Here is an 18,415-nt window from a genome sequence, read left to right as displayed (position 1 = left end):
ACGTAACCTCGACGGAGGCTCGGGCGACGGTGCTCGGGCGGCGACGACCCTACGAAACGAGTTTCCTCAATGACGCGGCATGTCGACGTACTGATCATCGGCGCTGGCCTGTCCGGAATCGGCACGGCTTGTCACCTCACCCGCGAGCAGACCGGACGCAGCTACGCGATCCTGGAGCGCCGTGAGAACATCGGCGGCACCTGGGACCTGTTCAAGTACCCCGGCATCCGCTCCGACTCGGACATGCTGACCTTCGGTTTCGGCTTCCGGCCGTGGATCGGCACCAAGGTGCTCGCCGACGGCGCCAGCATCCGTCGCTACGTGGAGGACACCGCCGAGGAGTACGGCGTCACCGACCACATCACCTTCGGCCGCAAGGTCGTCACCGCCGACTTCGACCGCGCCGCCGCACTGTGGACCGTCACCGCCCTGATCGAGGCCACCGGCGAGACCGAGACCTGGACCGCCAACTTCCTCGTCGGTGCCAGCGGCTACTACAACTACGACGAGGGCTACCAGCCCACCTTCCCCGGCCAGGACGACTTCCAGGGCCGGATCGTGCACCCGCAGCACTGGCCCGAGGACCTGGACTACACCGGCAAGAAGGTCGTGGTCATCGGTTCCGGCGCCACCGCGATCACGCTGATCCCGTCGATGGCCGACGACGCCGCGCACGTCACCATGCTGCAGCGCTCGCCCACCTGGATCCAGGCGCTGCCCTCGGACGACCCGGTCGCCATCGGTCTGAAGAAGTCCCGGGTGCCCGACCAGATCGCCTACAAGATCGGCCGCGCCCGCAACATCGCCCTGCAGCGCGCCAGCTTCCAGCTCTCGCGTACCAACCCGGAGCTGGCCAAGAAGCTGATGCTGGCCCAGGTGCGCCTGCAGGTCGGCAAGAACGTGGACCTGCGCCACTTCACCCCGAGCTACAACCCGTGGGATCAGCGCCTGTGCGTGGTGCCCAACGGTGACCTGTTCAAGGTGCTCAAGAGCGGCAAGGCCGACATCGTCACCGACAAGATCGCCAAGTTCACCGAGAAGGGCATCCTGACCGAGTCGGGTCAGGAGCTCGAGGCCGACATCATCGTCACCGCCACCGGCCTGAACGTGCAGATGCTCGGCGGCATCACCCTGTCGATCGACGACGAGCCGGTGAAGTTCAACGAGACGGTCGCCTACAAGAGCGTCCTGTACTCCGACATCCCGAACTTCCTGATGATCATCGGCTACACCAACGCGTCCTGGACGCTCAAGGCCGACCTCGCCGCCGCGTACCTGTGCCGCGTGCTCAACATCATGCGCGACCGTGGCTACACCACCTTCGAGGTGCACGCCAACCCCGAGGACATCGCCGACGAGTCGCTGATGGGTGGCGCCCTGACCTCGGGCTACATCCAGCGCGGCAACGACGCGATGCCGCGTCAGGGTGCCAGGGGCGCCTGGAAGCTGGTCAACAACTACTACCGCGACCGCACGTTGATGCACAAGGCGCCGATCGAGGACGGCGTCCTGCGGTTCAGCAAGACCGGCACCACGGTCGCGCCGGGCGAGAAGGTCGCCGGCGCCTGATCCGCGGCGCCACCCGATCCCGAACGGGGTCCGTCACTTCCCGGTGACGGACCCCGTGCTTTTCGTCACGGTGATCGATGCCCGATCCGGTTGTGCGGAGCGGGTTTCGGTCACCCGGGCGAATTCCCAGCGCCTCCCGTACTATCGCGATCGAAGACACCGCCCGGGGAGACGAAGGAGGACGGTGTGGGATCTCGCCTACCGGCGACCATCCGAGACGCGGGGATGTGGCTGCGGCGTTTCGCCGCGACGACACCGGGTGTGATCGGTGCGGTACTCGTGGTGACCACGGTGGCCTGCCTGATCGCCGGATCGACTGTGGGACAGCAGCTCGACGCGAAGATCGGCCGTACCGAGCAGGTACTCGACCGCACCGAGCCGCTGGCGTTCGCGGCGCAGAGCCTCTACGTCTCGCTCTCTGCCGCCGACGCCGGTGCCGCGACGGCGTTCCTGTCCGGCGGTGTCGAATCGCCCCAGGTGCGTGACACCTACGAGCAGTCCCTCGCCGAAGCCGCCGCCGCGCTGGCGGAAGCGACCGCCGGCGCTACCGACGCTCAGACCAGGGCGATCGTGGCCCGCATCGCCGCCGATCTGCCCACCTACACCGGCCTGGTGGAGACCGCGCGCGCCAACAATCGTCAGGGTTTCCCGGTCGGCTCGGCGTATCTGCGGCAAGCCTCCGACCTCATGCAGACCTCGTTGCTGCCCAACGCCGAACAGCTGAACAAGGCGCGCTTCGCCGCCGTCCGCGAGGACCAGCACCGCATCGGCGCGCCGCCGTGGACCTCGATCGTGTTGCTGTTGCTGGTGCTGGCGGCCTGCGGTGCCGGTTCGGTGCTGCTGCTGCGCCGTACCAACCGGTGGGTGAATCCCGGTGTGGCCCTGGCCGCCGCGGCCGCGCTGCTGGCCCTGGTGTGGTCGACCGGGGCCACCGTCACCGCCGCGCAACTGCTCGACACCGGAGATACCGGGGCCGGGGCGCGGGTGGAGAACCTGGCGAGCGCGCGCATCCTGGCCCAGCAGGCCCGCACCGACGAGACCCTGGCCCTGATCACCCGCGGCGACATCACCGCGCCGGAGAACGCGTTCCACACCCACACCCGTGACCTCGAACAGCGGCTCACCGCCGCGGGCGCGGGTGACTCCGAAGCGGGCCGGGCCCTGACCAATTGGAACGCGGGCCACAACGCCCAGCGCACCGCCTACGAGAAGGCCGACTACGCCGGGGCGGTCACCCAGGCCATCGGCACCGGTCCCGACAGCTCGGCGACCAGCTTCGCCCGCCTGGACCGGGAACTGCGCGACGCGCTCGCGCAGGCCCGCACCGACCTGCGCGACGGCGTCGACGCCGCCGGAACCACCTTCACCCTCAGCCCGTTCGGCACGCTGATCCTGCTGCTGGCCGCGGCGGGCGCGGTGGTCACCGGCCTGTGGTCCCGACTGAAGGAGTTCCTGTGAGTACCCGGCGTCCTCTGCTGGCCGCGGCGCTGGCCGCGGCGGTCGTCCTGGTCGCGGGCTGCGGTGACGCGCCGGACCCGTCGACCATTCCGGCCACCGCCGTCGCCCCGCCGATCCCCGGCGCCGAAGCCATCACCTCGGCCCCCACCGCGGAGGGCACGGGATCCTGCGACACCGAGGCGACCCTGGCCCCGACGGCGCAACCGCGTCCCGGCGCGATGCCGGCCGGTTCGTCGATGGCGGCGATCGTCGCCAACGGCAGGCTGCGGGTCGGCGTCGACCAGAACACCTACATGTTCGGCTTCCGCAATCCGTCCACCGGACGGCTGGAGGGCTTCGACATCGACCTGGCCAGGGAGATCGCGCGCGATCTGTTCGGTGATCCGGACAAGATCGAACTGCGTTCCGTCGCCGCGGCCGACCGGATCCCGCTGCTGCAGGACAAAAAGGTCGACATGATCGTGCGTACCTTCTCCGCCACCTGCGAACGCCGGCGCGATGTCGATTTCTCCAGCGTGTACTACCGTGCGGCACAACGCATCGCGGCCCCGAAGGGCGCTGGCATCACGAACGCCGCCGGGCTCGCAGGCAAGCGCGTGTGCGTCACCAAGGGCACCACCGCGGCCGCGCCGCTGTTCGCGCTGCCCGAACCGCCGTCCGTGCTCGGCGTGACCAACTGGACCGACTGCCTGGTCGCCCTGCAGCAGGGCACCGTCGACGCCATCAGTGGTGACGAGCCGATCCTGGCCGGTTTGGTCGCCCAGGACCGCAATCTGGAACTGGTCGGCGACGAGATCGGCACCGGCGCCTACGCGGTCGGCGTGCCCAAGGGCAGCAGCGACCTGGTCCGGTTCGTCAACGGCGTGCTCGACCGGACCCGCAACGACGGCACCTGGCAGCGGATCTACCAGCAGCACCTGGGGGTGCTCGGTCCGTCACCGGGCCCGCCCGTGCCCCGGTACGTCGGATGACCTGGCCGATGCTCGGCCTCGCCGAGATCGATCGTGAACTGGCCGCGCGCACCGCGGAATTGGCGCAGGTGAGCACCACCCTGCTGGAGCTGGACCGCCATCCCGGACTGGTCCTGGTGCGCCGGTACCCGCCGACAGGGGAGACCGCGCGTCGCTGGGTGCCGGTGGAGAAGGCGCTCGGCGAACTGTGGGAGGACCTGGGCCGAGTGCGCGCGATCCTGTCCGAGGCCGAGACGATCCGCGGCGGTCGCGGCAAGGTCGACGACCGTGCGCGGGGTCGGCTCACCGAACTGCTGCGGGGACGACCACACGAGGTCGCCCGGATCCCGATCCCGTTGGCGCAGCGCGGACTCACCGGACCCGCGGAGACCCTCGTGACGGTCGGCATCGCCGATTCGCTGGACCGGATGCGGGCCGCGTTCGCGTTCGTCGCGCCCTTCGCCGAGGAGATCGAGTCGGTCGACCGGCAGGTGCTCGGCGCCCTCGCTCCGCTGCAACAGCGCGTCGAACAGGCGCACGGCGCGCTCGACGCCGCCGCCGAACCGCTGACGACCTTGCTGAGTCGCGCGGGCACCGACCCGCTGGGATTCCGCCCGGGGGAGATCGCCGCCGCGCTCGCCTCGCTCACCGCGCTGATCGAGACCGAATCCGCCCGGCACGCCGAACATCTCGCGGTCGCCGCCGACCTGCCCGGCGCGGTCGCCCAGCTGCGGGCCCGGCTGGCCGATCTGGACGCGCTGCAACACCAGGCCGACGAGACCGCCGCGCAGGCCGCGCACAAGGTCGCGACCGGCGAGCTGCCCGGTGGCGGGGAACCGGCCGCGCGGCTGCTCGCCGCACTCGACAGCCTCGGCCCGCAACCGACCAGGCCGACGGTCGAGCACCTGCTCGCGCTGCGGGCCCGCACCAATCACGCCGTCGACACGGCAACGCGGCGACAGGAATTGGCGCGCGGACTGCTGGACCGGCGCGCCGAACTCCGCGGCCGGTTGACGGCCTACCGGGCCAAGGCGTCCCGGCTCGGGGTGAGCGAGGACCGCGACGTCCTCGCCGCCGATCGCATCGCCGCCGGGCTGCTCGGCCGGACACCCTGCGATCTGGCCGCTGTCACCCGGGCGGTCGCCGACTATCGTTCGATCATCGGGGAGAAAGCGGGGCGGACAGCATGACATGTAGTGAACCGGGGTGCGGCGGCGCCGTCGAGGACGGCTACTGCGCCGTCTGCGGCACCGCCCCCGTGGCGAGCGCGCCGCCGCCGAGCGCCGCGCCGGTGGCCGGGGCGCAGCGGTCCGGACGCACCACGGCCCAGCCGCGCAACGGCGCGGCGCCACCGCCCGTACCATCCACCCCGGGCGCGTGCGCCGAACCCGACTGCGGCGGAACGATCGTCGACGGCTACTGCGACACCTGCGGCACCGCGCCCACCGCGGCCCCCGTGTACAGCCCGTCCGCGCCGACGGTGAGCGCCAGCGGGCGCACCTCGAGCCGCTCGGTGCGCACGCACCGGTCCGGATCGGCCCGCTCGGCCGCGCGCGGCAGGCTCGGCGCCGGGCTGGTCGAGGTGCCGCCGATCCCGCGCGTCGACCCGGCCACCGCGGTGCTCACCGACCCGCAGGTCCCCGAAACCGACCGGTTCTGCGGCAAATGCGACAAGCCGGTGGGCCGCAGCCACGACGGCGTGGCCGGGCGCACCTCCGGGTTCTGCCCGCACTGCGGCACCCGCTACTCCTTCGTGCCCCGCCTGCGCGCCGGCGATGTCGTCGGCGGTCAGTACGAGGTGGCGGGCGCACTCGCGCACGGCGGCCTCGGCTGGATCTACCTGGCCGTCGACCATCGCGTCAACCGGCGCTGGGTGGTGCTCAAAGGCCTGATCGACACCGGCGACCCGGACGCGCTGGCGGCGGCGGTGGCCGAGCGCCGCTTCCTGGCCGAGGTCGATCACCCGAACATCGTCAAGATCCACAACTTCACCGAACACGCCGACGCCGACGGTGATCCGGTCGGCTACATCGTGATGGCCTACGTCGGTGGCACCTCGCTCAAGCAGATCCTGCGCACCCATCGCGCCGAGCACGGCGGCTACCTGCCGCCCGCCCAGGCCATCGCCTATGTGCTGGAAATGCTGCCCGCGCTGGGCTATCTGCACGCGCGCGGCTGGGCGTACTGCGATTTCAAGCCCGACAACGTGATGCAGACCGAGGAACGGCTCGAGCTGATCGACCTCGGCGCCGTCATCGCGATGGACGACCGCACCAGCCCGATCTACGGCACCATCGGCTACCAGGCGCCCGAGATCGCCGAGACGGGCCCCACCGTGGCCACCGAGGTCTACACCGCGGGCCGCACGCTGGCCGTGCTGATGATGCGGATCGCCTCCGTCGACGGGAAACTCGGCCCGCTGCCCTCGCCCGAGGCCGAACCCCTGCTCGCCCGGCACGATTCCCTGCATCGGTTCCTGCTGCGCGCCACCGACGAGGATCCGCTGGCTCGCTTCGGGTCGATGTCGGAGATGGCCGATCAGCTCACCGGTGTCCTGCGCGAGGTCCTGGCCACCGACGACGGACTGCCGCGTCCCGGCATGTCGAGTTCGTTCGGTCCGGCCCGCGCGGTCTTCGGCATCGACAGTGCCACCCCGGAACCCGCCGCGCTGATCGCCGGCCTGCCCGCCCCGCTGGTCGATCCGGCCGACAGCGGCGCCGCCCTGCTGGCCACCACCGACGCCGCGACGCCCGCCGAACTGGAGGCGGCGCTGACAGCGGGCCTGCGGGCGGTGGTCACCGGATCCGGTGAGTCGGTGGAGATTCCGCTGCGGCTGGTCCGCGCCGAACTCGAGGCAGGCGATGCCGAGGCCGCCTTGGCGCGCCTGGCCGCCTCCGATGTCGAACTCGACTACGACTGGCGCCGGATCTGGTACCGCGCGCAGGCGGCCCTGCTGACCGGCGACCACGCCTCGGCCGCCGCCGACTTCGAGGCCGTCTACGCCGCGCTGCCCGGCGAGCCCGCGCCGAAACTGGCCCTGGCGGCCGCGCTGGAACTGGGCGCGGTGGCGGCCGAAGCGGCCGCGGCGCAGCGCGATCGCGCGCTGGCGCTCTACGAACTGGTGTGGCGCACCGACCACACGTATCTGTCGGCCGCCTTCGGCGCGGCTCGGCTGCGGCGCGCGAAGGCGGACCGCGCGGGCGCCGTCGCGGTGCTCGACCAGGTCGACCGCGGGTCGTCGATGTTCACCGAGGCCAGGGTTTCCGCCGTGGAGACCCTGCTGGCGGGCCGTGCGCCGGGCGAACTGGACGAGACGCTGCTGCGGGAGGCGGGCGAGCGGGTCGAACGACTCAGCCTGGACTCGCGCACGCGGACCGCACGAGTGCGCATGCGGGTACTGGAGGCGGCACTGAACTGGATCCGGTCGGGACAGCGGCCGAGTGCGCCAGGCAAGCTGTTGGACGTGGAATTCACCGAGCAGGGAGTGCGGACGGGGTTGGAACGATGCTTGCGGACATTGGCTCGGGAAGCCGACGACATGTGGACCCGTTTCGTGCTGGTGGATCAGGCCAACGCGGTGCGGCCGAGGACCACGCTGTGAGCGCGCCGGGGTGTCCGGACTGCGTGGGGTCGGCCAGGGCGGGGCACCGCTTCTGCGAGGGGTGCGGGCGCGAACTCGGCGTGCGCAAGGTCGCGCTGCCGGTGCACGATCCGGCCGCGACGCCGCAGTGCTCGACCTGTGGTGAACGCCGCTACGAGGGTGGCTTGTGCGCGCAGTGCGGCAGCCCGAAGCCGGTCCCCGACCGCTTCGAGGACGATCTGGGCGCGGTGTATCTGCTCACCGACCGCGGAATCAGCCACGCGCGCAACGAGGACGCCGTCGCCGCGGCCGTGCGCGACGGTGACGGCACCCGCGTGATCGTGGTCAGTGACGGCGTCTCCACCTCGCAGGACCCGCAGGCTGCCTCCGGCACCGCGGCCCGCTCGGGCGTCGACGCCGCGCTGGCCGCGCTCGCCGACGGCCGCTCCGCCCGCGACGCCGTGATGGCGGGCCTGGCGACCGCGACGGCAGCGGTGCGGGGGATGTCGCGCAGCAGCGAGTACGCGCCCTCGTGCACCTACGTGTCGGCGATCGTGCGCGAAACCGTCGAGGGCACCGAGATCACCGTCGCCAATGTCGGGGACAGCCGGGCCTTCTGGCTCGCCGCGGGCGACCCGACCGCCTCGCGCAGGCTCAGCGTCGACGACTCCTGGGCCCAGGCCCTCGTCGACGCGGGCGCCCTCGACGAGGAAGCCGCCATGCACGACCCGCGCGCGCACACGCTGCTGCGCTGGCTCGGCGCCGACGGCGGGGAAGCACCGTGGTCGGCCAACTGCCTGCAGAGCATGGTCGTCACCGAGCCCGGCACGCTGCTGCTGTGCAGCGACGGTCTGTGGAACTACCTGCCCGACGCCGTCGCCCTCGCCGGGTTCACCGTCGAGACCTCACCGCAGGCCGCGGCCCGCGCGCTGGCCGACTTCGCGCTGAACAGCGGCGGCAGCGACAACATCACGGTCGCGCTGGCCCCGGTCCCCGCGCCCGCTGCCGTACCGCACGATCCAGGAGTGTCATGAGCTCAGCCGAGACCGCAGGAATATCGATCGCCGTCGACCAGAACGAGTTCCTCGCCGAGGGCACGCGCGTGGTCGACGCCGTGCTGACGGTGGCCACCGGCCCCGAACTCGCCGCCGTCGCCACGCCGCCGCCCCGGCTGGAGATCCTGATCATCGACTGTTCGGGGTCGATGGGCAACAAGCGCAAATTCGAGAACGCGCGCACCGCCACGCGCACCGCGCTCGACGAGATCCCCGACGGCACCGCGTTCGCGATCATCGAGGGCACCGAGTCCGCGCGGATGATCTACCCGACCGGCGCCCTGTCGGCGCCGGCGGATCACGGCCATCGGGGCGCGGCCCGGCGCGCGCTGGACAAGCTGCGCCCCGACGGCGGCACCGCCATGGGTTCCTGGCTCGCGCTGGCCCGTCAGGTCGCCGCCGCGCATCCCGGCGCGCAGGCGCACGCCATCCTGCTCACCGACGGCAAGAACGAACACGAGACGCCGGAGCAGCTGGCCACCGAACTCGACCGCGCCGAAGGCCTTTTCGTCTGTGACTGCCGGGGCGTCGGCGACGACTGGATGGCCGCCGACCTGCACAAGATCTCCTCGAAGCTGTCCGGCGACGCCGACATGGTCGCCGATCCGAAGGATCTGGCCGCCGACTTCGCGAAGATGATGCAGTCCTCGGTGGCTCGGGTCATCCCGGAGCTCACCTTGAAGGTGTGGACCCCGGCGGGCGCGCGGGTGCGGATGGTCAAGCAGGTCGCGCCGGTGCTCGAGGACCTCACCGCGCGCCGCACCGACGCGGGCCCGCAGGTGGGGGAGTACCCGCTCTCGTCGTGGGCCGCCGAGGAGCGGGAATACCACGTGCAGATCGAGCTGGAACCGGCCGCGCCCGGCCGCGAGAAACTGGCCGCGCGCCTGAGCGTGCTGGCCGGTGACGAGGTGCTCGGTCAGGGGCTGGTGCGAGCGGTCTGGACCACCGACACCACCCTGTCCACCCGGATCAGCACCCGTGTCGCCCATTACACCGGGCAGGTCGAACTGGCCCAGGCCGTCCAGGAGGGGCTGGCCGCGCGCCGCAACGGCGATCTGACCACCGCGACCGCGAAACTGCGGCGCGCGGTGGAGCTGGCCGCGGCCTCCGGGCACGAGTCCACCGCCAAGCTTTTGCGCAACGTGGTGGAGGTCGACGACCGCGACGGCACGGTCAAGCTGCGCGGCCAGGTCGCCGCCGCCGACGAACTCGCGCTCGACATCCGCTCGACCAAGACCGCGCGGGTCCGGCCGGAGGGTTCCTGACATGCCCATCTGCGCGGACGGGCATCAGTCGCGCTCCCTGGACTACTGCGATGTGTGCGGCTCGGCGCTGACCGGTACCGGCGCATCGGATCCGGCCGAGCTGCGGCTGTGCCCGTCCTGCGCCACGCCGACCAGTGGCCGGTTCTGCGAGGTCTGCGGGTACGACTCGGCCCTGCCCGCGCCCGCGCGACCCGAGCCCGACCCCCGCCGCGCCGACCCGACGCTCGTGCGCGTGGACGGGCCACGCGCGGACTCACCGGCCCGGGTCTGGGTCGCGCGGGTCTTCGCCGACCGCGAGTTCTACACCAGGGTCCAGGCCCGCAAGGGGCCCGACGCCGAGCGCGTCGCGTTCCCCGACTTCTATCCGGAACGACGGATCCCGCTGCACGGCAACCAGTTCCTGATCGGCAAGCGCTCGACCTCGCAGGGCATCGTGCCCGAGATCGACCTGGGTATCGCCCCGGCCGATCTCGGGGTGTCGCGCGCGCACGCGCTGATCCGGGCGGACCCGGCCGGTGGGCTCACCGTCACCGACCTCGGCTCCACCAACGGGACCAGCCTCGACGGCGCCGAGGAACCGATCCCGTCGCAGATCGCGGTCGAGTTGCGCGCGGGCAGCCGGATCCACGTCGGCGGGTGGACCACCATAGTGATCGACACGGGACCATAGACGAACCCGTTCGCCGAACCGTAGGGTCGGGACCATGACGAAGTTCGACGGGAAGACCTGCCTGATCACCGGTGCCGCCAGCGGGCTCGGCCGCGCCACCGCGTTCGCGGCCGCCGCCAAAGGCGCTGCCCTCGTGCTCACCGATATCACCGCCGACGCGCTCGCCGAGACCGCCGCCGAGCTGCGCGCGGCCGGCGCCACGGTGCCTCTCGCGCACGCCGCCGACGTCAGCGATCATTCCGCCGTGGTCGGTCTGGCCGCGCACACCTTCGAGGCGGTCAGCCGGGTCGACATCGTCATGAACGTGGCGGGCATCGCCACCTGGGGCACCGTCGACAAGCTCACCCACCAGCAGTGGCGGCGCACCGTCGACATCAATCTGATGGGCCCGATCCACGTCATCGAGGAGTTCGTGCCGCCGATGATCGCGGCGGGCCGCGGCGGTCACCTCGTCAACGTCTCCTCGGCGGCCGGGTTGTTCGGTCTGCCCTGGCACGCGCCCTACAGCGCCACCAAGTTCGGCCTGCGCGGTGTGTCGGAGGTGCTGCGGTTCGACCTGCGCAGGCACAAGATCGGTGTCAGCCTGGTGCTGCCCGGCGCGATGGCGACCCCGATGGTCGACAGCGTCGACATCGCCGGTGTCGATCGCGACAACGCGGCACTGCAGAAGGCGATGCGGCTGTTCCTGCGCCACGCGGTGACCCCCGAGCAGGCCGCCACCGCCGTGGTGAAGGGCGTGGAGCGCAACCGCTACTGGGTCTACACCTCTCGCGACATCCAGCTCGCGCACTGGGGCCAGCGCTACGTCCCCTACGGCTACACCCTGGCCATGCGCGGCCTGAACTCGGCCATGTCCGGTTACGCCGCGAAGAACGCCCTGGTCCGCTGATCGGCCGGGCCCGGATCGCATGATCCGGGCCGCGAACGATGTCGCCGGGATCAGGACGCGGCGACCTCGTGCCCGGGCGCGTAGGACCCGGCACGATCGACACCGTCGTCGTGGTCCGGGTCGACGAGGGCCTGGTCGCAGGTCTCGACGCCATGCGCACCCGGCCAGGCCGGCCCGGATCGAACAGGCGACGACCCTGCGCCGCTGACCTCGCTCAGCGCACCAGATCGCTGGGGTCGGTATTGGCCCCGCACAGGATGACGCAGACCCGCTCGCCGGGTTCGGGCCGGTACGCCGCGCCGGCACCACCGTCGAGCAGCGCGGCGAGCGCGGTCGCCGCGCCCCATTCGACCGCGATCCGGTGCTCGTCCCAGAGCTGCCTGCGCGCCCGCCGGATCAGCTCGTCGTCGACCAGCACCGAGCGCACGCTCTCGTGTTGCGCGGCGGCCAGCGCCATGGCCGAGACATTCGGCGCGCCCAGGGAATCGGCGGCCACCGAGTCGACGGTGACCTCGACCGGCCTGCCTGCCGCGAGCGCCGCGTCGAGCGAGCGGCAGCCCACCGGCTCGACCGCGACCGTGCGGATCCCGAGATGCTGTGCGGCGACGGCCGTTCCGGTGAACAGCCCGCCTCCACCGACGGCGACGAGCACCGTGTCGAGATCGGGCACGCGCGCGTGGATTTCGCGCAGCAACGTGCCCGCCCCCGCCGCGATGAGCGGATGGTCGTAGGCGTGCGAGGACAGCGCGCCGCTGGTCGCGGCGAACTCCTGGCACGCGGCCAGCGCCTGCTTGTATTCCGGACCGATCAGTCGTACCTCGGCGCCGTAGTCACGCAATCGCCGGATCTTGACCGGGGGAGCGGTGTCGGGCAGGAACACCGTCGCGGGCACCCCCGCTTCGCGCGCGGCCCACGCGCAGGCGAGCCCCGCGTTGCCGCCGGAGGCGATCGTCACACCGGCCGCGGGCAGCGTTCCCGCGGCCGCGTGCGCGCGCACGAAATTCTGCGCGCCCCGCGCCTTGAACGAGCCCGTGAACTGCAGGAACTCCAGTGCGAAGGTCAGCGGATCGGTGCCGGGAGCGGCCGGTGCGACGGTGATCGGGCGGACCAGTCCGTCGATCCTGGCGGCGGCGGCCTCGATGTCGTCATAGGTCGGTGTCACTCCTCGACTATGCCATCGCCACAGCACCGTCGAAGCGCTCCGGATGCCCTGCTGACCGGGCGAATTGTTACGGCGGGTTTACGCAGCCCTGAGGCTGGGTAAATAACAGATCGGTAACGAGCTCGAAGACGGGATGGCGTGTCGGTCTGGGGACGCGAACTCCCCGAGGTGATCCGGCGCACGTCCCGGCGTGTCAGCAAAGGATGTGCACATGAGCGAGCGCAGCGAACGGTGGCCGAACGCGGCCACCCACGCGGTCATGGCCGAACCGGCCGAAAGCGAGGTCCGGGCATGAGTGCGAACCTGATGATCGTGGACGACGACGTCCAGATGCGCGGCGATCTGCGCCGTGCGATGGAAGACGAGGGATACGCCGTCGCCGAGGCGGGTGTCCCCGAGGACGCTCTCGACCAACTCCGCAGCGACGGACCGCCCGACCTGATGATCGTCGACCTCATGCGCGGGGAGACCGACGGCTTCGACTGCATTCGGGAGATCCGCCGCGACCACGACGTGCCGATCATCGTGATCAGCACCCGCTACGACACCCACGATGTCGTCGCGGCCCTCGAGGCGGGCGCCGACGATTTCGTCAGCAAACCGTTCGAGATCAAGGAGATCACCGCGCGGATGCGCGCGCTGCGCCGGCGTGCCCGGATCACCGCCGATCGCGACGTCACGCCCGAGTCCGTCCTCGACGCCGACCCGGTGGCGCCGCTGGTGCTGGCCACCGACGCGGGCGCGGTCCGCCGCGGCGACGAGGAGATCCACCTCACGGTCACCGAGTTCCGCCTGCTGTGCGAACTCGCCGAGACCCCGGGCCGGGTGCTCAGTCGTGCCGTCCTGCTCGAAAGAGTGTGGGACCAGGGCTTTTTCGGCGACGAGCGGATCGTCGACGTACACGTGCGCCGGTTGCGCACCAAGATCGAACGCGACCCGTCCGACCCGCGCATCGTGGTCACGGTGCGCGGCCTGGGCTATCGGCTCGATCCGCAAGCGTAGTAAAAGACTCGTCATACAACTGCAAAGAGCTCGACACAGAGACCGCAAAGTCGGTTCGACACTGTAGAGATATGCCTTCGTCCACCGTGTCCATCGAATCCGCTTCCGCCCCTGCGGTTCTCGGTTCCGAACCGAGACTGCGCCCACCGCGGCTGGGTGACGGAGCCCAGCTGTGGCGGATCGCCCGCGACTCGCAGGTGCTCGATGTCAACTCCAGCTACGCCTACCTGCTGTGGTGTCGCGATTTCGCCGCCACCTCGCTGGTCGCCGAAAGCGACGGCCGGGCGGTGGGATTCGTCATCGGTTACGTCCGCCCGGAAGCGCCGGACACCGTGTTCGTCTGGCAGATCGCCGTCGACGCCGAGTTCCGCGGCCGCGGCCTGGCCGCCCGGATCCTGCACGCGCTGCTGGATTCGGTGGCCCCCGCCGGCATCACCACCCTGGAAACCACGATCTCACCCGGCAACACCGCCTCCCAGGCGCTGTTCGCCGCGGTGGCCCGCGAGCGCGGTGCGGGTCTACGCACCGTCGCTCTGTTCGAAACGCACGATTTCCCCGATTCACACGAGGCCGAGCAGCTGTACGTCATCGCACCCGCTCAGCGCCAGGAGGAACGACGATGATCACGACCACCGACACCAGCATCTTCGAAGCGATGGAATCGAATGTGCGTGGATACTGCCGTGACTGGCCCGCTGTCTTCGCCACCGCCGAGGGCGCATGGCTGCGCGACGAGGAAGGACGCGAGTACCTCGACTTCTTCGCCGGCGCGGGCGCGCTGAATTACGGCCACAACAACCCGGTGCTCAAGCGGGCGTTGCTGGACTACATCGCGAGCAACGGCATCACCCACGGCCTGGACATGTCCACCGTGGCCAAACGCGAGCTGCTCGAGACCATCCGCGACACGCTGCTGTCGCCGCGCGGCCTCGACTACAAGGTGCAGTTCCCCGGCCCGACCGGCGCCAATGCCGTCGAAGCCGCGCTGAAGCTGGCCCGCAAGGTGACCGGGCGCAAGACGGTGCTCAGCTTCACCAACGCCTTCCACGGCATGACCCTGGGCGCGCTGTCGGTCACCGGCAACGCCGCCAAGCGCGCCGGCGCCGGTGTGCCGCTCGAGCACGCCACGCCGATGCCCTACGACGGCTACTTCGACAACACCATCGAGGACTTCGGCTGGATGCAGCGCGTCCTCGACGACAGCTCCTCCGGTTTCGACCGCCCCGCCGCGGTGATCGTGGAGACCGTCCAGGGTGAGGGCGGGGTGAACCTGGCCCGCGCGGAATGGCTGCGGCACCTGGCCGGCCTGTGCGCCGCGCGCGACATCCTGCTGATCGTCGACGACGTGCAGATGGGCTGCGGCCGGACCGGTCCGTTCTTCTCCTTCGAGATCGCCGGCATCACCCCCGACATCGTCACGCTGTCCAAGTCGATCGGTGGCTACGGCCTGCCGATGGCGCTGGTGCTGCTCAAGCCCGAGCACGACCAGTGGGCGCCGGGTGAGCACAACGGCACCTTCCGCGGCAACAACCCCGCCTTCGTCACCGCGACGGCCGCGCTGCGCGAGTACTGGAGCGACGACAAGCTCGCCCAGCGCACCGCCGCCAACGGCGAATACGTCGGGCGCACCCTGTCCGCGATCGCCGATCGCTACGACGGCGTCACGACCCGTGGTCGCGGCATGGTGCACGGCATCGTCTTCGACGACCCGTCGCAGGCGGGCAAGGTCTGCCGCACCGCCTTCGAGCAGGGCCTGCTGGTGGAGACCTCCGGCTCGATGGACGAGGTGGTGAAACTGTTGCCGCCGTTGACACTCGGCAGCGACGAACTCGCCCGTGGCCTGTCGGTCCTGTCGTCCTCGATCGACACCGTGTGTGGAGGTGCCGCATGATCGTGCGCACCACTGCCGAGATCACCGGTACCGAACGCGACGTGGCAGGCCCCGGCTGGCGCAGCAAGCGCATCGTGCTGGCCGGGGACCGGGTCGGTTTCTCCTTCCACGAGACCACCATCGAGGCGGGCACCGTCCACGAGTTCCACTACCAGAACCATGTCGAGGCGGTCTGGCTGATCGAGGGTGAGGGCAGCCTGCTCGACCTCGACAACGAAGCCGTCTACCAGCTCGGCCCCGGGTCGATGTACCTGCTCGACGGCAACGAACGTCATCAGGTCAACGCCCGGACCCGGCTCCGGATGCTGTGTGTGTTCAACCCGCCCGTCACCGGCCGCGAGATACACGACGAGAACGGGGTGTATCCGCTCATCGTCGAGGAGGAGGATGCCCGTGTCTGATCGGCTCGACCGCTACCCGACCCGGCTGATCGAACCGGCCCCGCATATCGAACGCTCCGATCCGACAGTGTGGGGCCGGGTCTCCTCGCCCGAGCTGGCAGGTTTCGACGCCAACGGTTACGCGGTGATCCCCGACCTGCTCAGCCCCGACGAAGTCGCCGCGTTCGGCGCGGAGATCGGCCACCTCGCCGCCGATCCCGTGCTCTACGGCGACGACCGGGTGGTGGTGGAGCCGGTGGCCGGACAGGTGCGTTCGGTGTTCCAGGTGCACCGGCTCAGCAAGCCGATCGCGGAGCTGGTGGCCGAGTCGCGGATCGTCGGGCTCGCCGAGCAGATCCTCGGCTCGGCGGTGTACCTGCATCAGACCCGGGTCAACTACATGCCCGGGTTCGGTGGCAGCGGGTTCGCCTGGCACTCCGATTTCGAGACCTGGCACGCCGAGGACGGCATGCCCGCCCCGCGAGCGGTGAGCCTGTCGATCGCGCTGACCGACAACTACCCGTTCAACGGCAGCCTGATGCTCATGCCCGGCTCGCACCGCACCTTCGTGCCGTGCCTGGGGGAGACGCCCGAGGGGCACTACCGGGAATCGTTGCAGGAGCAGCGGATCGGTGTGCCGACCAACGACGACATCACCTTCCTCGCGGCCCGCTACGGCATCACGCAGTTCACCGGGCGGGCCGGGTCGGCCCTGCTGTTCGATTCGAACCTGATGCACGGTTCGTCGAACAACATCACGCCGTTCCCACGCTCGAACATCTTCCTGGTGTTCAACAGCGTGGACAACGCGCTCGACGAGCCGTACGCGGCGCCGCGGCACCGGCCCGCGCACATCGCGTCCCGCGAGGTGGCTCCGGTGCGCGAGGCGGGTCCGGACGTGGTGTCGGTGCTGGCGGACCAGGCGCGTTAGCGCGGAAGTTCGGTGAGGGAGGCCGCGGCCCGCGGATCGTCGTGGGCCGCGGCCTTCCACCAGTGTTCGGCCCCGGCGCGATCACCGTCGCGCAGCAGCAGCACCCCCAGGTCGTAGGCGGCGGCACTGTGCCCGGCCTCGGCGGCCTGCGTCAGCAGTGTGCGCGCCGAATCGTGTTCGCCGCGTTCGTTCATCGCGGTCCCCAGGTCGTAGAGCGCACGACCGATGCTCTGCCCGCCCGAGGTCTGCGGCGCGCGCAGGGTCGGCGCCGCGATCACCGGTGTCGACTCGACGTCCCGATCCGGTCGGATCTCCGGCGGCGGGGGAGCCGGGTGGCCCGCTGACCGGAAGTCGCGCGCTGCCGACATCGGCGGTTCGGACGGCAGGACGATCGGTGGATCGGCCGCCGGTCGCATGCCGGTCGCCGGTGGCAGGACCGCCGAGGCGGGAACGACCTCGTCCGCTGCCGCCGATGCCGGTTCCTGTGGACCTGAGATCGGTTGCCGGGGAGGCGCAGCCAGCTGAGCGAAGGCCGCTGCCAGCGAACTGGTCGATGGCCTCGTGATCGCTTCCGAAGGTTCAGCTGTCGGCGCCGCAACCGCCACTGGGGGCCCCATGGTCGGGAATGCGGTGGGCGCAGGAGGCTCAGGTGTCGGCATCGCAGCTGCTGACGGGGGCATCGCAAACGGGAATGCGGTGGGTGCCAACGCTTCGGGCGTCGGCGTCGCGACAGCTGCTGGGGGCCTGGTAGTCGGGACCGTGGCCGATGCCGGCGGTTCAGCTGTCGGCTCCGCGCCGGTTGCCGGTGGCCTGGCGGTCGGAATTGCGGACAGTGTCGGCAACGCGGAAGCCGGGGGTTCAGTTCGCGAGAACGCGGACGGCGCCAGGGGATCGGCTGTTGGGAGGGCCGCCGCCAGCATCGCGGCCGTGATGGCGGGAGTCGGCGGCATGGTGACGGGCGCGAACGGGGTGTGTGCCGTGGCGGCCCGGATCGACGGCGGCGCGAGGGCGGAGGCCGGTGCCACGAACGGCGCGGGGTCCGGCGCCGGGAAGGTGGTCAGCTCCACCACGAGCTCGTTGAAATCCGGTGTGCCGGGCCCGGTGCTGCACCACAGCGTGGACGCGCCGCCCGGGAACAGATCGATGACCATGCCGTAGTTGCCGGTCCAGGACTGCTGGCTCCCCGACCCGGCCACCCAGACCGGGGTGAGTGTGAACAGCGGCTCGGGCCCGTCCACGGTGACCGTGATGTCGACGCCGTCGGCGAGCGCGTCGTACCAGATGTCGACGCCCTGCAACGATTTCCCGTTCAGGTGCACATACCCGCCCTGCACGGTCAGGCCGAGGCCGAGCCCGGTCACCTCGGGCGGCGCCAGCACCGAGACCGCACGCAACCGCACCGCCGTCGTTCCGGCCGGCAACGCCTCGGCGTACATCGGATATACCTCGGCGCCGCACCAGTCGATCGGGTCGGCGCTGGTGTAGCGCTGTTCGAGGGGAATCGGGTCGCCGAAAGGTCGCGCGCCGGGATGATTCATCGGTGCAGCCCACCCTTTCCGCGTTCGACCCCCATGCGGCGCCTGACGCTGGCCGCGGTTGCGCGCTACACCGTA

Annotated in this window: 16 protein-coding genes; 14 read left to right on the top strand and 2 right to left on the bottom strand. The window is 70.9% G+C overall.

The genetic code is table 11. The features are described from left to right. Window positions 1-69 precede the first annotated feature (69 nt). The 9 genes from Q7X29_RS20555 (at window position 70) to Q7X29_RS20515 (ending at window position 11,436) form a co-directional block, all read left to right on the top strand. A complete protein-coding gene (locus Q7X29_RS20555; protein WP_316575102.1) occupies window positions 70-1,569 on the top strand; it encodes a flavin-containing monooxygenase in 1,500 nt (499 codons plus the stop codon). A 186-nt stretch (window positions 1,570-1,755) separates the two neighbouring features. Further along, window positions 1,756-3,027, top strand: a complete 1,272-nt coding sequence (locus Q7X29_RS20550) for a hypothetical protein (protein ID WP_316575101.1) — start codon at window positions 1,756-1,758, stop codon at window positions 3,025-3,027. Further along, window positions 3,024-3,998 carry a glutamate ABC transporter substrate-binding protein gene (locus Q7X29_RS20545; RefSeq protein WP_316575100.1) on the top strand — a complete coding sequence of 325 codons (975 nt, stop codon included), beginning with the start codon at window positions 3,024-3,026 and terminating at the stop codon, window positions 3,996-3,998. The genes Q7X29_RS20550 and Q7X29_RS20545 overlap by 4 nt, the downstream gene beginning before the upstream one ends. Then, window positions 3,995-5,167 (top strand): hypothetical protein, encoded by a 1,173-nt coding sequence (locus Q7X29_RS20540; RefSeq protein ID WP_218716232.1) that lies wholly within the window; start codon window positions 3,995-3,997, stop codon window positions 5,165-5,167. The genes Q7X29_RS20545 and Q7X29_RS20540 overlap by 4 nt, the downstream gene beginning before the upstream one ends. Continuing rightward, window positions 5,164-7,578 carry a serine/threonine-protein kinase gene (locus Q7X29_RS20535; protein WP_316575099.1) on the top strand — a complete coding sequence of 805 codons (2,415 nt, stop codon included), beginning with the start codon at window positions 5,164-5,166 and terminating at the stop codon, window positions 7,576-7,578. Before Q7X29_RS20540 ends, Q7X29_RS20535 begins: the two co-directional genes overlap by 4 nt. Beyond that, window positions 7,575-8,591 carry a PP2C family protein-serine/threonine phosphatase gene (locus Q7X29_RS20530; RefSeq protein ID WP_308248334.1) on the top strand — a complete coding sequence of 339 codons (1,017 nt, stop codon included), beginning with the start codon at window positions 7,575-7,577 and terminating at the stop codon, window positions 8,589-8,591. The genes Q7X29_RS20535 and Q7X29_RS20530 overlap by 4 nt, the downstream gene beginning before the upstream one ends. Then, entirely contained in the window at window positions 8,588-9,877 is a 1,290-nt protein-coding gene (locus tag Q7X29_RS20525) for a vWA domain-containing protein (protein ID WP_316575098.1), read from the top strand. Before Q7X29_RS20530 ends, Q7X29_RS20525 begins: the two co-directional genes overlap by 4 nt. A 1-nt stretch (window position 9,878) precedes the next feature. Continuing rightward, entirely contained in the window at window positions 9,879-10,547 is a 669-nt protein-coding gene (locus tag Q7X29_RS20520; RefSeq protein ID WP_316575097.1) for an FHA domain-containing protein, read from the top strand. Between the two features lie 34 nt (window positions 10,548-10,581). After that, the gene (locus Q7X29_RS20515; protein ID WP_218716143.1) at window positions 10,582-11,436 is read left to right on the top strand and encodes an SDR family oxidoreductase; all 855 of its coding nucleotides are present in this window, start codon (window positions 10,582-10,584) and stop codon (window positions 11,434-11,436) included. 214 nt (window positions 11,437-11,650) lie between these two features. Here Q7X29_RS20515 and Q7X29_RS20510 read toward each other — a convergent pair whose 3' ends face one another. Continuing rightward, entirely contained in the window at window positions 11,651-12,598 is a 948-nt protein-coding gene (locus Q7X29_RS20510) for a threonine/serine dehydratase (protein WP_218716144.1), read from the bottom strand. A 291-nt stretch (window positions 12,599-12,889) separates the two neighbouring features. Between Q7X29_RS20510 and Q7X29_RS20505 the strand changes: the two genes are divergently transcribed. The 5 genes from Q7X29_RS20505 to thpD all read left to right on the top strand — a co-directional run bounded on the left by Q7X29_RS20505 (window position 12,890) and on the right by thpD (window position 16,802). Further along, window positions 12,890-13,600 carry a response regulator transcription factor gene (locus Q7X29_RS20505; RefSeq protein ID WP_218716145.1) on the top strand — a complete coding sequence of 237 codons (711 nt, stop codon included), beginning with the start codon at window positions 12,890-12,892 and terminating at the stop codon, window positions 13,598-13,600. Window positions 13,601-13,671: 71 nt separating this feature from the next. After that, complete coding sequence (ectA, locus tag Q7X29_RS20500; RefSeq protein ID WP_316575096.1) at window positions 13,672-14,223, top strand: diaminobutyrate acetyltransferase; 552 nt, start codon at window positions 13,672-13,674, stop codon at window positions 14,221-14,223. Further along, the gene (gene ectB / locus Q7X29_RS20495; protein ID WP_218716156.1) at window positions 14,223-15,491 is read left to right on the top strand and encodes a diaminobutyrate--2-oxoglutarate transaminase; all 1,269 of its coding nucleotides are present in this window, start codon (window positions 14,223-14,225) and stop codon (window positions 15,489-15,491) included. The genes ectA and ectB overlap by 1 nt, the downstream gene beginning before the upstream one ends. Beyond that, window positions 15,488-15,892 (top strand): ectoine synthase, encoded by a 405-nt coding sequence (locus tag Q7X29_RS20490; protein ID WP_218716146.1) that lies wholly within the window; start codon window positions 15,488-15,490, stop codon window positions 15,890-15,892. The genes ectB and Q7X29_RS20490 overlap by 4 nt, the downstream gene beginning before the upstream one ends. Next, entirely contained in the window at window positions 15,879-16,802 is a 924-nt protein-coding gene (gene thpD / locus Q7X29_RS20485) for an ectoine hydroxylase (RefSeq protein ID WP_218716147.1), read from the top strand. Before Q7X29_RS20490 ends, thpD begins: the two co-directional genes overlap by 14 nt. Here the strand turns inward: thpD and Q7X29_RS20480 are convergent. Then, window positions 16,799-18,340, bottom strand: coding sequence for a hypothetical protein (locus Q7X29_RS20480; protein WP_316575095.1), 1,542 nt, complete (start codon window positions 18,338-18,340; stop codon window positions 16,799-16,801). The genes thpD and Q7X29_RS20480 overlap by 4 nt on opposite strands. Between the last annotated feature and the right edge of the window lie 75 nt (window positions 18,341-18,415).

It is taken from the genome of Nocardia canadensis, from assembly GCF_032656385.1.
GTDB classification, from domain to species: Bacteria; Actinomycetota; Actinomycetes; order Mycobacteriales; family Mycobacteriaceae; genus Nocardia; species Nocardia canadensis.
The sequence above is the reverse complement of the archived record's forward strand: the minus strand, read 5'-3'. Positions and strand labels throughout refer to the sequence as shown.